Consider the following 12,961-nt stretch of genomic DNA (forward strand, 5'->3'; position numbering starts at 1 on the left):
GGTGGGGCCTATTACGTCACCGACGGCACACCCATGCCGGCCCGGGATTTCTTCATCCCGCTGCTGGCGACCCGGGGTGTCGACGTCAGCGCGGCCCCCAGTGTGCCTTTGGCGGTGGCGGCCCCTCTGGGAGCGCTCCTCGAAGCAGGGGCACGCTTGCTGCGTCGGCCTGAACCGCCGATGCTGACGAACTGGATCACCACGTTCATGGGCCGCGACCGTAGCTACGACATCACCGCCGCAAGAACAGAACTCGGCTACGCTCCGTCCGTCAGCCTCGCCGATGGACTCGCAGAGATGACGGACTCCCTCTCACACTGAACTACTCCCACACGACATCGGCCGGTTCCTTGTCGGTCCGCAGTCCCCGCCAGCTCGGCTGGCGCAGCCGACCATCGGAGGTGCGCTCGCTGTAGCGCACCTCCCCGACCAACTCCGGCCGCACGAATGTCACACCCTGCGCGTCGGCTTTGGGAAGCTTTGCGCTGAAGGGCGATTCATCGGTATGCAGCGGCGCCAGAGTCTTCTTCAGCGACGCCAGTTCTTTGTCGGTGAACCCGGTTCCGACGCGTCCGACGAACTGGAGCCCGTCAGGACCGGGAACACCGAGCATCAGCGCGCCGATGCCACTGCTGCGCCCACCGTTGCCGACCCGCCAGCCGCCGATCACGACCTCCTGGGTGTTCCACAGTTTGTCCTTGATCCAGGACGATGACCGCCGCCCAGGCTGGTACGTCGAGTCACGCTTCTTGGCGATCACGCCCTCCCACCGTTTCGAGCGCGCCACCTCGAGAGCGTCGGGCCCGCTGCCGGCCTCGATCACCGCCGGCACGATCAGTCCGCCCTGCTCGGCGAGGGCCTCGAGTACCCGGCGGCGATCGGAGTACTTGGCGCGTAACAAGGATCGCCCATCGAGTGCCAGGATGTCGAATGCCCAGAACTCGAGTCGGGTCGAGCGGGCGCGGTTCTGCATCTCGCGGAAACTCGGCACGCCGGATTCATCGAGGGCTACTGCCTCACCGTCGAGAATCACGTGGTGGTCGGCGAGGTCGGCGGCCAGTGCCTGCAGTTGCGGGTATTCCCCGGTCACGTCCCGACCGCGACGCGACCGTAGCGAGAGCGAGCCGTGGTCGGCCTCGACCAACAACCGGTAGCCGTCCCACTTTCCCTCGAACGCCCACTGGCTCTTGGTGAGTCGTTCCACCGACCCTTCGGTGGCCAGCATCGGTGCCAGATCGGCGAAGGTGGGCCGGTTCTGCTCCTTCATGCGGTGCGCCAGCCAGTTCTTGCCGTCGGTCTGGATCAGCGCGTAACGACCCTCGATCTTCTGCCCGTGCAGCGTGACGATGACCTCACCGCCCTTGCCGGGCCCGTCCGGCGGATTGTCGCGGAACTTCTCCGCCTCATAGGTACCGGTGTCCCAGATGTAGACCTCGCCGCCGCCGTACTCACCCTTGGGGATCTCCCCGGCGAACGTCAGGTACTCCATCGGATGATCCTCGGTGTGCACCGCAAGGTGGTTGACCGACGGCGATTCGGGCAGGTTCTTCGGAACCGCCCAGCTGACCAGCACTCCGTCGCGCTCCAGCCGGAAGTCGTAATGCAACCGGCGGGCATGGTGTTCCTGGATGACGAACTTGTCGTTGCCGCCGACCGTCGGCGCCTCGGCGGGAACAGGCTCCGGGGTCTTGCCTCTGTCACGCATGCCGCGATAGGTCGTGAGTCGGTCGGGCACGGGCAACGCCTCATCGAGATCGGCGAGTAGATCGCCGTCGCGGTCCAGCCTGTCGAGAACCTCCTCGAACGTCAGGTGCCGCAGATCGGGATCGGACATCTCCGCCCAGGTACGTGGTGCCGCTACCGTCGGATGTTCGCGTCCCCGAAGCGAATACGGCGCGATCGTGGTTTTGTTCGCGTTGTTCTGACTCCAGTCCACGAAGACCTTGCCGTGACGCAGGCTCTTGGTCATCGTGGCGGTGACCTGCTTGGGCATGGTCTGCTCCAGTTGCTGGGCCACGCGTTTGGCCAGCACCGAGGCGCCCTGCGAGCTGATCGGATCGTCCAGCGGAACGTAGAGATGCAGGCCCTTGCTGCCGCTGGTCAGCGGAAAGGTCCGCAAGCCGATGTCGTCGATGAGCCCCCGCACCTCGTGGGCGACCTGACACAGCTGCTGAAATGACACGCCCTCGCCGGGGTCGAGATCGAACACGATGCGCGTCGCGGGCCCCCTCTGTCCGTCGACGAACCGCCACTGCGGCACGTGCACCTCCAAGGCTGCCTGCTGTGCGATCCAGGCCAGCCCCTCGACGGTGTCGATCACGGGATAGGTCGTGCTCCCCGACTTGTGCACGATCGTGGCGCGATCCAGCCAGTCCGGCGCCGAGGACGCCAGCTGCTTTTCGAAGAACGCCGCCTCGTCGACCCCGTTGGGCCAGCGCTTGCGCGTCACGGCACGGCCGGCGATGTGCGGCAGCATCGCTGCAGCGACGTCGACGTAATACTCGAAGACTTCTCGCTTCGTCGTCCCGGTTGCCGGGTACAGCACCTTGTCCGGGTTGGTCAGCTTCACCCGGTCATAACGGTCCACCACATCACGGTATTACCCGGTGGCGACGCGGTAGCGTCGAGAATGTGAGGGCACTGGTCATCGGAGAGGCGCTCATCGACGTCGTCGAGCGAGGCCACGAGCGAGCAGCCGGCACCGAGCGAGACGGGCGGGTCGCAGGCGAACACGTCGGCGGCAGTCCGCTCAACGTCGCGGTCGGTCTGGCGCGGCTGGGGCGGGAGGTCGACTTCCTCACCCACATCGGCACCGACGACTACGGACACCGCGTCCGCGAGTTCGTCGAAACCGCGGGCGTGCACGTGGTTCCGGGCAGTGACACCGCTGAGCGGACCGCCACGGCGCGAGCGGTCCTCGACGAGGACGGCTCCGCGACGTACTCCTTCGACATCGACTGGCAGCTCAGCGGGACTGCACCTGTGCCACCCCCGTTGGTCGTGCACACCGGCTCGATCGCCACCGTGCTCGAACCGGGTTGCCTGGCCACCGCCGCGCTGGTGGACACCTATCACACCTCGGCCACCGTGACATTCGACCCGAACATCCGTTCGGCGTTGATCACCGACGCTGATGCTGCGCGGGACCGCATCGACCGGCTGCTGGAGAAGGCCGACGTGATCAAGGTCAGCGACGAGGATCTGCGCTGGATCGATCCCCGCCGCTCACCGGAACAGATCGGTGAGGCGTGGCTGGCGCTCGGCGCGTCGATCGTGGTGGTGACGCTCGGCGCCGAGGGTGCGCTGGCCATGTGTGCGGCCGGGAATGTGCGGGTACCAGCACCACGTGTGGAAGTGGTGGACACCGTGGGCGCCGGGGACGCGTTCATGACGGGCCTGGTCGACGCGCTGTGGTCGCGCGATCTGCTGGGTGCGCCGCGCAGGGCCGCCCTGGCCCGCCTCGACACCGACACCCTGACCGCCACAGTGCGGGCCGCAACCCTGTGCGCCGCCGTCACCGTCACCCGGGCCGGTGCCGACCTGCCGGATCGCGCTGCACTGGATACCGCGGGTTCATCGGAGATACTGGGCTGATGCGGTCCATCTGGAAGGGTTCGATCGCCTTCGGCCTGGTCAACGTGCCGGTCAAGGTCTACAGCGCCACTGAGGATCACGACATCAAGTTCCACCAGGTGCACGCCAAGGACAACGGGCGCATCCGGTACAAGCGGGTCTGCGAGGTGTGCGGCGAGGTCGTCGAGTACCGCGACATCGCCCGCGCCTACGACTCCGACGACGGCCAGACGGTCATCATCACCGACGACGACATCGCCAGCCTGCCCGAAGAACGCAGCCGCGAGATCGACGTGCTCGAGTTCGTGCCGGCCGGCGACATCGACCCGATGATGTACGACAAGTCGTATTTCTTGGAGCCGGACGGGAAATCGTCGAAATCCTATGTGCTGCTGGCCAAGACGCTGATGGAATCCGATCGCGTCGCCATCGTGAACTTCGCGCTGCGCAACAAGACGCGGCTGGCCGCACTGCGGGTCAAGGATTTCAGCAAGCGCGACGTGATGATGGTCCACACGCTGTTGTGGCCCGACGAGATCCGCGACCCGGACTTCCCGGTGCTGGACAAAGAGGTGGAGGTCAAGCCGGCCGAGCTGAAGATGGCCAGCCAGGTCGTCGACTCCATGACCGATGACTTCAATCCCGATCGTTATCACGACGACTATCAGGAACATCTGCACGAGCTCATCCAGGCCAAGCTCGAAGGCGGCGAGGCGTTCACCACCGAGGAAGAGCCGCAGGAGCTCGACGAGACCGAAGACGTCTCGGATCTGCTCGCCAAACTCGAGGCCAGCGTCAAGGCGCGCAAGGAGCAGGGCTCGGGCAAGGGCTCCGCCAAGAGCTCTGCCAAGGACTCCGGCCAGGACGACGCCGAAGACGATTCCGAGGAAGACGGCAAGCCCGCGAAGAAAGCTCCCGCCAAGAAGGCCGCCGCCAAGAAGGCCCCGGGGAAGAAGTCGGCCGCCAAGAAGGCTCCGGCGAAGAAGTCCACGGCCAAGAAGGCCGCTGCCAAGAAATAGGTCACCGGAAGGCGATCACGCCGAATTCGCGCCAAACTAGAACAGGTTCTTGTTACGGTGACGCGCGTGATTCTCGACAGGTTCCGCCTCGACGATCGAGTAGCCGTGGTCACCGGCGCCGGGCGGGGCCTCGGCGCCGCCATGGCCCTCGCCTTCGCCGAAGCCGGCGCTGACGTGCTGATTGCCGCGCGCACGCAGGCCCAGCTCGAAGAGGTTGCCGAGCAGGTGCGCGGCGCAGGTCGGCGCGCGCACATCGTGGTCGCCGACCTCGCCCGGCCGGAGGACACCTCGTCGCTGGCCGCGCAGGCCGTCGAGGCGTTCGGCAAACTAGACATCGTCGTGAACAACGTCGGCGGGACGATGCCGGGCGCGCTGTTGGACACCACTGCCAAGGACATGCGCGATGCGTTCACGTTCAACGTCGCCACCGCCCACGCGCTGACCGCGGCGGCCGCCCCGCTGATGCTCGAGCATTCCGGCGGCGGCAGCATCATCAACGTCACCTCGACGATGAGCCGGGTCGCCGGGCGCGGGTTCGCCGCTTATGGCACCGCCAAGGCTGCGCTCGCCCACTACACCCGGTTGTCGGCGCTGGACCTGGCGCCACGCATCCGGGTCAATGCCATCGCACCGGGGTCGATCCTGACCTCCGCACTCGACATCGTCGCGAGCAACGAGGAACTGCGCACGCCGATGGAGCAGGCCACCCCGCTGCGTCGGCTCGGCGATCCTCTCGACATCGCCGCGGCGGCGGTGTACCTCGCCTCCCCGGCAGGTGGCTATCTGACCGGCAAGACACTCGAAGTGGACGGTGGCATCACCTTCCCCAACCTCGAGCTCCCGATTCCCGATCTGTGAGGACACCACCGTGGCCACTTCCAGCCCCAGCCCGATCCCCGTCGCCGCCGTCGGCACCGGAAACGTCGGTAAGCACGCGCTGACCCAGCTGATCAACGACGACCGCTTCGACCTCACCGCGGTGTGGGTGTCCTCAGAGGCCAAGGCCGGCAAGGACGCCGCCGAACTCGCCGGCCTCCCTGGGTCGACAGGAATTCTGGCGACGACCGACCTGGACGCCGTGATCGCCACCAAGCCCGCCTGCGTGGTGTACACCGCGCTGGCCGACAACCGGCTGATCGAAGCGCTGGAGGACTACCGCAAGATCCTGGCCGCCGGAATCAACGTGGTCGGTAGCAGCGCGGTGTTCCTGCAGTACCCGTGGCAGGTGATCCCCTCCGAGATGGTCACCCCCATCGAAGACGCCGCGAAGGAAGGTTCGTCGACGATCTTCGTCAACGGCATCGATCCGGGCTTCGCCAACGATTTACTGCCGCTGGCGCTGGCCGGCACGTGCCAGAGCGTGCAGCAGATCCGGTGCATGGAGATCATCAACTACGACACCTATGACAGCGCGCCGGTGATGTTCGACGTGATGGGATTCGGTGGCAGCCTCGACGAGACACCGATGCTGCTCCAACCCGGCGTGCTGAGCCTGGCCTGGGGCTCGGTGGTCCGCCAGCTCGCGGCCGGCCTGGGCATCGAGCTGGACGAGGTCACCGAGACTCACGTCCGGGTGCCGGCACCCGAGGACTTCGACATCGCGGCGGGTCCCATCGGCAAGGGCACGACCGCTGCGATCCGGTTCGAGGTGCGCGGCATGAAGGACGGCAATGTGGCCGTCGTGCTCGAACACGTCACCCGGCTGCGCGACGACCTGTGCCCGGACTGGCCACAGCCCGCCCAGCCCGGCGGGTCCTACCGGATCGAGGTCACCGGTGAACCCTCCTACGCTCTCGACCTGTGCCTGAGCAGCCCGAACGGCGACCACAACCATGCCGGCCTGGTTGCCACCGCGTCCCGGGTGATCAATGCGATCCCGGCGGTGATCGACGCGGCTCCCGGCATCGCCACGACGCTGGATCTACCGCTGGTGACGGGGCACGGGCTATACGCTGGTTGACGAACCGAGCCGGAAGGACCGAGAAGATGACTGCGCGCTTCACCGCCCTGGCAACCCTGCTCGGTGCCGGCGTCACCGCCGCTGCGATCGCCGCCGCTCCGGCAGCCTTCGCCCAGCCGGCCTGCGACCAGACCAACCCCAGCGGCGCCGGGCAGACCGGCGGCGGGGAGGTGTGCCAGTCCCCCGGCAACGCCGAGATCGACGGCAAGCTGCCCACGGTCCAACCGCCCGGCTACCGCTACGGCGGAACCGGCGGGTTCCCGTGGGACGACAACATGTTCACCCTCTGATCGGCCCTTGATCGGCTCTGCGCCGGGCAATTTCGCGAGCGCCGGAGTGGCTTCCTGAACTGTGAAAGACCTGTAGGCTTGGCCCAACTCCGCTGGAAGGAAGAAGAAGATGAAGGCCCGCCTCACTGCTCTGTCCGCCCTTCTCGCCGGCGGCGGGGCCGCACTGGCCATCGCCGCCGCCCCCGCCGCACTCGCTCAGCCGAACTGTGAGCAGACCAGCTCCGGCGGTGGCGGCTACCAGGGTGGCGCGACCACCCTGTGCGAGTCGCCGGGCAACGCCCAGATCAGCTCGACTCCCCCGGCCTATGCCCAGCCCTGGTACGGCGGCGGCATGTTCCCGTGGGACTACGGCATGTTCGTCCTCTGAGCGACAACCGGTCATGACACGAGTCACCCGCAGCGCGCTCGTCGCGCTGGCGGGAGTCGCGGTGGCCCTGGGTACCGCGCACACCGCATCGGCCGCCCCGGAGTGCACGGATGTCGGCGAGACCGTGACGTTCTGTGAGACCAACGGCAGCACCCAGCTCATCACCACCCCGCCGCCCTGGAACTGGGGCGGCTGGCAGGGCATCGGTTTCTGGCCGTTGGTGGGCGGTTACGGGCTGGGCTTCGAATAGCAGACGCGGGCTGTCGGCCCCGGCTCGGGACGGCTTGGTTGCCGAGCCCGCTACTCTTTTCTTCGTGACGCCGACCGAGCTGACCGTCCAAGGCTGAATGGCGGGCAAGCACAGCTACTTCGCGTACGGGTCGAACCTGTGCGTGCGACAGATGGCGCAACGATGCCCCGACGCCAGCGATCCGCGGCGCGCGACGCTGTCCGATCACGACTGGCTGATCAACGAGCGGGGCGTGGCCACCGTCGAGCGGTTCGCCGGCGCCGAGGTGCACGGTGTCATCTGGCAGCTGTCCGATCACGATCTGGCGACCCTGGACAGCGCCGAGGGCGTTCCGGTGCGATATCGGCGCGACGAGCTCACCGTGCACACCGACACCGGCCCGGCCACGGCGTGGGTCTACATCGACCACCGCGTGGAGGCGGGCCCTCCGCGACCGGGCTACCTGGAGCGGATCCTCGACGGCGCCCGCCACCACGGCCTGCCCCACCGCTGGATCGAGTTCCTCGAGCGGTGGGATCCCACCCGCTGGCCACAGCGCACTGCTGCACCGGATGCCGCTGCACCACAGTCCCTTTCGGAACTGCTGTGTGATTCCGCGATCCTCGAGCACAGCGTGTTGCGCTCGACGTTCGGCTTCCTTGCCATCCATGGCGGCGGTCTGGAACAGATGACCGATGTGATCGCCGAACGGGCGGCCGACGCCGCCGACGCCTCGCTCTACGTCGTGCGCCACCCCGACCACTACCCGCACCATCTGCCTTCGGCGCGTTACGACCCGGCAGAATCCGAGCGGCTGGCCGAGTTCCTCGACCACGTCGACGTCGCGGTCTCACTGCACGGTTATGGCCGCGCGGGCCGCAGCACCCAGATCCTGGCCGGCGGCCGCCATCGCACGCTCGCCGCACACCTCGATCAGCACATCACGATCCCTGGCTATGAGGTCGTCACCGACCTCGACGCCATCCCCCGCGAGCTGCGCGGGCTGCACCCGGGCAACCCCGTGAACCGGCCCCGCGACGGCGGAACGCAGCTGGAACTGTCGGCGCGGGTGCGCGGGGTCAGCCCCCGCAGCGGTTTGCCCAGCGACGACGGGCTGGCACCGGCGACGTCGGCGCTGGTGCAGGGGCTGGCGGCGGCAGCACGCTCCTGGCAGGGACGCTAGCCCCCGAATCACTGCGCTCGGCCACCCATCCACGGGGCGCACCGCTCCGAATGCCGGTATGTGGAACCCATCTACGCGGGGCCAGCGACCAACGTCGATGACGACGAGGTCAGCGCCCTGGAATCCGCCGGATGCCGTGGCGGAGCCGACGTGACGACGGCCCTCTACCGCACCCGGATCACCCACCTGCGCCGCGCGCCGGTGCATCACTACTTCGAGCACCGCAGCTACAGCTGGTTCGTCGACGTCGACGCGCTGCCCCGGCTCCCCCGCTGGCTGCGTCCGTTTGCGACGTTCGACCCCCGCGACCATCTGTGGGGTTCCGATCAGGACACGTTGCGCACCCGCGTCGAGTCGTTCCTGACCGACAAGGGTGTGGACCTGCCCGGTGGCAGGATCACAGCGCTGTTCCAGCCGCGGGTGCTGGGCTATGTCTTCAACCCCCTGAGCCTGTACTGGTGCCACGACGTGCGCGGAGTGCTGCGCCACGTCGTCGCCGAGGTCCAGAACCTCCGCGGCGAGCGCCACGCCTACCTTCTGCCCCCGTCCGGCGACCGGCCCGCGATGGTGGCCAAGAAGTTCCACACCTCCCCGTTCAACGATGTCAGCGGCCACTACCTGGTCCATGCACCCCAACCGGAAAACACGCTCGACGTCAGGATCTCGCTGCACCGCGACGACCACCCGGCCTTCGTCGCGACCATGCGCGGCGACCGGCGACGCGCGCGTATCGGCCAGGTTCTGGCGCTGCAACTGGTGGCGCCGTGCGCCCCGCTGATGAACTCGATCGGCATGCGGGTGCAGGCCATCACGCTGCGGTTGCGGGGGGTGCCGCTGGCCTCACGCGGCGCCGAGAAACCCGAAAAAGCCGAGTCGCTGGTGCCCGTCGGCCGAGTTTCCATGAATAATGTTTGCGCACATTCCCTTTCACCACGGCTTGGCGGAAGCGGGGATTGACGTGACGACGTTGACGCAGGTGGCTAGGCTACCGCTCGTGACCGCCGAACTCGACGCATTGCTGCGCCAGGTGGCCCGTCGGGATGTCGACGCCTTCGCGGCGTTCTACGACCAGACCCGTTCCCGGGTGTTCGGCCTGGTCACCCGCGTTTTGCGGGACCCCGGATACAGCGAGGAATGCACACAGGACATCTATCTGCAGGTGTGGCGCACCGCCGAGAACTACGACCCCGCCGCGGGAAGCCCGCTGGCCTGGCTGATGACGCTGGCCCATCGCCGCGCCGTGGACCGGGTGCGCTCGGAGCAGGCCGCCAGCACCCGGGAGTCGCGCTACGGCGCCGCCAGCATGGAGCCGCCCTCCGACCACGTCGCCGACACGGTCATCCTCAGCGAAGAACGTCGCCAGGTCACCGAATGCCTCGCGTCGCTGACCGACACCCAGCGCGAATGCATTCAACTCGCGTACTACGACGGGCTGACCTACGCGCAGGTGTCCGAGCGCCTGTCGGCGAACCTTGCCACCATCAAGTCCCGGATGCGTGACGCCATCCGAGGCCTGCGTCGATGCTTGGGGGCCGCATGACCGGACCACATGCAGCTGAGCTGTTGTCGCTGGCGACGCCGTACGCGTTGCACGCGCTCCGCGATGCCGAAGCGGCCGACGTCGAGCGGCTGCTCGACGATGCACCGCCCGACGTCGCCGACGCCTTCCACACCGAGGTGCAGGCGGTGCGCGAAACGATGGCCGCGCTGGCGTCGGCCACCGCAGTGGAACCACCGCCGGAGCTCCGCGACCAGCTGCTGAGCCGCATCGCCGAGGAACCCGTGCCGCTGCGTCGTTCGTCGCAGGAACGCCGCTGGCCCCGCATGGTGCTGGCCGCGGCCGCGGTGGCGGTGGTCGGGCTGGGTGCTCTGGGTGTCGGCATGGCGCTGCGCCCGCCCACTGTGCCGTCGACCGCCGATCAGGTGTTCGCCGCGCCGGACGTGCGCACGGTGTCCGGGGAGATTCCCGGGGGCGGTACCGCGACGGTGGTGTTCTCTCGCGAACAGGGCTCCGGGGTGCTGGTGATGAACAACGTGCCGCCTCCGCAACCGGGAACGGTCTATCAGATGTGGCTGGTCGACGGGCAAGGGCCGCACTCGGCCGGCACCATGGGCCCGGACTCGGTCGCACCGTCGACGACCGCTGTGATCCCGGACCTGGGGTCCTCGCGGGCGCTCGCGTTCACCGTCGAACCACCGGGCGGATCGACCGAACCGACCAGCCCGGTGTTCGCCGAGTTACCGCTCAGCTAGGACTCTCCAGCGTCGCGGCGGCCGCCTCGGCCAGCACGTCGGACACCTCGTGGCTGCGCCGCCATGCCGCCTGCTGACGCATCGCGCCGTTGCCCCGTTCGGCCACCCCGGCCAACCCGGACGAGACCAGCTCGTAGTCGCCGACCTGCTCGAGCGCGGGGCGGACCCGCTCGATCAGCTGTTCCAGCAGCTGCCGGGTGGCCGCAGGGGCGTGCTCCTGCAGGTCGAGGCTGTCGCCGTCGAGACCATCGCGCGCGGCCTTCCAGTAGGCGGCCTTGAGTGCGAACGACGCCAACGGTTGCACCGGTTCGCCGCGTCGGTGCTCCTCGAGTGCGGTCATCACGCAGCCTCGGACCAGTGCGGCGAACGTGACCGACTCGGCGACCGTGGCGGGCACGTCGGCGACCCTGACCTCGATGGTGGGGAAGTTGCGGGAGGGCCGAACATCCCAATAGACCATGCCGTCGTCGCGGATCACCCCGGAATGGCACAGCATCTGGACCGCGGCGTCGTACTCGTCGGCCGAGTCGAACTGCGGCGGCGGGCCGGCGCTGGGCCAGCGCGCCCACAGCACACTGCGCCAGCTAGCGTGGCCGGTGTCCGCGTTGCGGTAGATCGCCGAGTTCGCGGTCAGCGCGAGCAGCAGCGGCAGCCAGGGCCGCAGCCGGTTGCTGACACCGATGGCCGCATCCCGGTCTGGGACGGCGACGTGCACGTGGCAGCCGCAGATGCCCTGCTCGTGGGCGATCATCCCGAAGCGCTCCCCGATGTCGCGGTAACGCGGGGTGTCGGTGACCGGGAACTGCGAGGGCAGGGTGGGCGGCAGGCCGACCGCCAGCAACTGCGCACCCGCGGCCTCGGCGGCGCCGGCCGCCACCGTGCGCAACCGCAGCAGCTCGTCGCGCAGGTCGGAGCTGTTCTCCACGACCGAGCTGGTGGTTTCGACCTGGCAACTGGTCAGTTCGAGTTGGAGATCGACGCCGTCGCGCGCGGCCCGGTCGGCCACCGCGCGGTTGAGCGCGACAGGGGCGCCCGACGTCGGGTCGACGAGCAGGAACTCTTCCTCGACGCCGAGCGTGGGTGTCGACCCCTTCGAAGACGCCACCGAAACTCCCTGGAAGAAATTTGATCCGGCCCGTCGGAGTGTGCACAACGGGCCGGATCATCGTGAAAAGTCGAAACCCTTTATGCCCAGCGCCCCTCGGGCTCAAACCTCAGGTCCTACGATCGATTTCGTGGCCAAGGGTTTCCGGTTCGGGGTCGGTGTCACGCGGGTGCGCTCGCTGGGCTCGCTGAGGGAGTCGGCGCGCCGCGCCGAGGATCTCGGGTTCGACGTGATGCACGTGCCCGACCACCTCGGTGGCCCGGCGCCGTTCCCGGTCATGACGGCCATCGCGCTGGCCGCTCCGGCGCTGCGGGTCGGGACATTCGTCGTCAACTCGGCGTTCTACCGGCCGGCGCTGCTGGCGCGCGATGTCGGTGCGCTGCACGAGCTGTCCGAGGGCCGCTTCGAACTGGGGCTCGGGACGGGCTACGTCAAGGAGGAATTCGACGCGGCCGGTCTGCGGTTCCCCAGCGCGGGTGAACGGGTCGACCACCTGCGCGACACCTGCGAGTACATGGCCGAACACCTGCCCGACGTGCCGATCATGATCGCCGGCAACGGTGACCGGGTGCTGCGCATCGCGGCGCGCTGGGCCGACATCATCGGCTTGACCGGGGGTGACCGGCCCGCCGAGCCCGGTGACGATCCACTGGCCGAGCGCATCGGATTCGTCCGGGACGCGGCCGGGGAACGATTCGACGAGTTGGAGCTCAATGTCGCCATCACCGCGATGCCGGTGGACGACTCTGGTGCGCCCGACCTGGCCATCGCCCGGCGGTCGCTGCCCGGCCTGACCGATGAGCAGCTGCTGCGCCACCCCGGTGTCCTGTCGGGCAGCACCGACGAGATAGCCGAGCGTCTGCGCGGCTACCGCGACACCTACGGCATCAGCTACGTCATCGTGCAGGCGCGCCACGTCGAGGCGTTCGGCAAGGTCATCGCGCTTCTGAAGTAGTCCGCGCTGCTGAGGTAGCCCGGTTTT

At 68.2% G+C, this 12,961-nt stretch carries 13 protein-coding genes and 2 pseudogenes; 13 read left to right on the forward strand and 2 right to left on the reverse strand.

The window, feature by feature from the left end; translation table 11 throughout:
* Nucleotides 1-321, forward strand: a pseudogene (locus J3476_RS06595) (NAD(P)-dependent oxidoreductase); the annotation flags it as partial.
* Between the two features lies 1 nt (nucleotide 322).
* On the opposite strand, the gene J3476_RS06600 reads toward J3476_RS06595, so the two are convergent.
* Complete coding sequence (locus tag J3476_RS06600) at nucleotides 323-2,590, reverse strand: ATP-dependent DNA ligase (protein WP_207065702.1); 2,268 nt, start codon at nucleotides 2,588-2,590, stop codon at nucleotides 323-325.
* A 41-nt stretch (nucleotides 2,591-2,631) separates the two neighbouring features.
* Here J3476_RS06600 and J3476_RS06605 point away from each other — a divergent pair, with 41 nt between their 5' ends.
* From J3476_RS06605 to J3476_RS06655, 11 genes and pseudogenes are all read left to right on the forward strand, one after another.
* Nucleotides 2,632-3,594, forward strand: a complete 963-nt coding sequence (locus J3476_RS06605) for a carbohydrate kinase (protein ID WP_207065703.1) — start codon at nucleotides 2,632-2,634, stop codon at nucleotides 3,592-3,594.
* Nucleotides 3,594-4,394: pseudogene (locus tag J3476_RS06610) on the forward strand (Ku protein); the annotation flags it as partial. The gene J3476_RS06605 and the pseudogene J3476_RS06610, both read left to right, overlap by 1 nt.
* Before the next feature lie 264 nt (nucleotides 4,395-4,658).
* Nucleotides 4,659-5,450, forward strand: coding sequence for an SDR family oxidoreductase (locus J3476_RS06615; RefSeq protein WP_152518553.1), 792 nt, complete (start codon nucleotides 4,659-4,661; stop codon nucleotides 5,448-5,450).
* A gap of 10 nt (nucleotides 5,451-5,460) precedes the next feature.
* A complete protein-coding gene (locus J3476_RS06620) occupies nucleotides 5,461-6,552 on the forward strand; it encodes a diacylglycerol kinase (RefSeq protein ID WP_286182679.1) in 1,092 nt (363 codons plus the stop codon).
* A gap of 26 nt (nucleotides 6,553-6,578) precedes the next feature.
* A complete protein-coding gene (locus J3476_RS06625) occupies nucleotides 6,579-6,842 on the forward strand; it encodes a hypothetical protein (protein ID WP_152518554.1) in 264 nt (87 codons plus the stop codon).
* A 109-nt stretch (nucleotides 6,843-6,951) separates the two neighbouring features.
* Complete coding sequence (locus J3476_RS06630; RefSeq protein ID WP_207065705.1) at nucleotides 6,952-7,209, forward strand: hypothetical protein; 258 nt, start codon at nucleotides 6,952-6,954, stop codon at nucleotides 7,207-7,209.
* Between the two features lie 13 nt (nucleotides 7,210-7,222).
* The gene (locus J3476_RS06635) at nucleotides 7,223-7,459 is read left to right on the forward strand and encodes a hypothetical protein (protein ID WP_207065706.1); all 237 of its coding nucleotides are present in this window, start codon (nucleotides 7,223-7,225) and stop codon (nucleotides 7,457-7,459) included.
* 97 nt (nucleotides 7,460-7,556) lie between these two features.
* On the forward strand, nucleotides 7,557-8,621 hold the full coding sequence (locus J3476_RS06640) for a poly-gamma-glutamate hydrolase family protein (protein WP_207065707.1): 1,065 nt from the start codon (nucleotides 7,557-7,559) through the stop codon (nucleotides 8,619-8,621).
* A gap of 150 nt (nucleotides 8,622-8,771) precedes the next feature.
* A complete protein-coding gene (locus tag J3476_RS06645) occupies nucleotides 8,772-9,578 on the forward strand; it encodes a DUF1365 family protein (protein WP_207065798.1) in 807 nt (268 codons plus the stop codon).
* 1 nt (nucleotide 9,579) lies between these two features.
* Nucleotides 9,580-10,161: a sigma-70 family RNA polymerase sigma factor gene (locus J3476_RS06650; protein ID WP_207065708.1), complete on the forward strand. Its 582-nt coding sequence runs from the start codon at nucleotides 9,580-9,582 to the stop codon at nucleotides 10,159-10,161.
* Complete coding sequence (locus J3476_RS06655; protein WP_207065709.1) at nucleotides 10,158-10,874, forward strand: anti-sigma factor; 717 nt, start codon at nucleotides 10,158-10,160, stop codon at nucleotides 10,872-10,874. Before J3476_RS06650 ends, J3476_RS06655 begins: the two co-directional genes overlap by 4 nt.
* On the opposite strand, the gene J3476_RS06660 is transcribed toward J3476_RS06655, so the two are convergent.
* On the reverse strand, nucleotides 10,867-11,979 hold the full coding sequence (locus J3476_RS06660; protein WP_207065710.1) for a glutamate--cysteine ligase: 1,113 nt from the start codon (nucleotides 11,977-11,979) through the stop codon (nucleotides 10,867-10,869). The genes J3476_RS06655 and J3476_RS06660 overlap by 8 nt on opposite strands.
* A gap of 130 nt (nucleotides 11,980-12,109) precedes the next feature.
* Between J3476_RS06660 and J3476_RS06665 the strand changes: the two genes are divergently transcribed.
* The gene (locus J3476_RS06665; protein WP_207065711.1) at nucleotides 12,110-12,934 is read left to right on the forward strand and encodes an LLM class F420-dependent oxidoreductase; all 825 of its coding nucleotides are present in this window, start codon (nucleotides 12,110-12,112) and stop codon (nucleotides 12,932-12,934) included.
* The last annotated feature ends 27 nt before the right edge of the window (nucleotides 12,935-12,961 follow it).

The organism is Mycobacterium sp. PO1 (genome assembly GCF_017312405.1).
Taxonomy (GTDB): domain Bacteria; phylum Actinomycetota; class Actinomycetes; order Mycobacteriales; family Mycobacteriaceae; genus Mycobacterium.

What these genes read in the sequence shown, in the direction of transcription:
- J3476_RS06625 (WP_152518554.1), top strand. Translation starts at nt 6,579, where the DNA reads ATGACTGCGCGCTTCACCGCCCTGGCAACCCTGCTCGGTGCCGGCGTC.
- J3476_RS06630 (WP_207065705.1), top strand. Translation starts at nt 6,952, where the DNA reads ATGAAGGCCCGCCTCACTGCTCTGTCCGCCCTTCTCGCCGGCGGCGGG.
- J3476_RS06635 (WP_207065706.1), top strand. Translation starts at nt 7,223, where the DNA reads ATGACACGAGTCACCCGCAGCGCGCTCGTCGCGCTGGCGGGAGTCGCG.
- J3476_RS06640 (WP_207065707.1), top strand. Translation starts at nt 7,557, where the DNA reads ATGGCGGGCAAGCACAGCTACTTCGCGTACGGGTCGAACCTGTGCGTG.
- J3476_RS06655 (WP_207065709.1), top strand. Translation starts at nt 10,158, where the DNA reads ATGACCGGACCACATGCAGCTGAGCTGTTGTCGCTGGCGACGCCGTAC.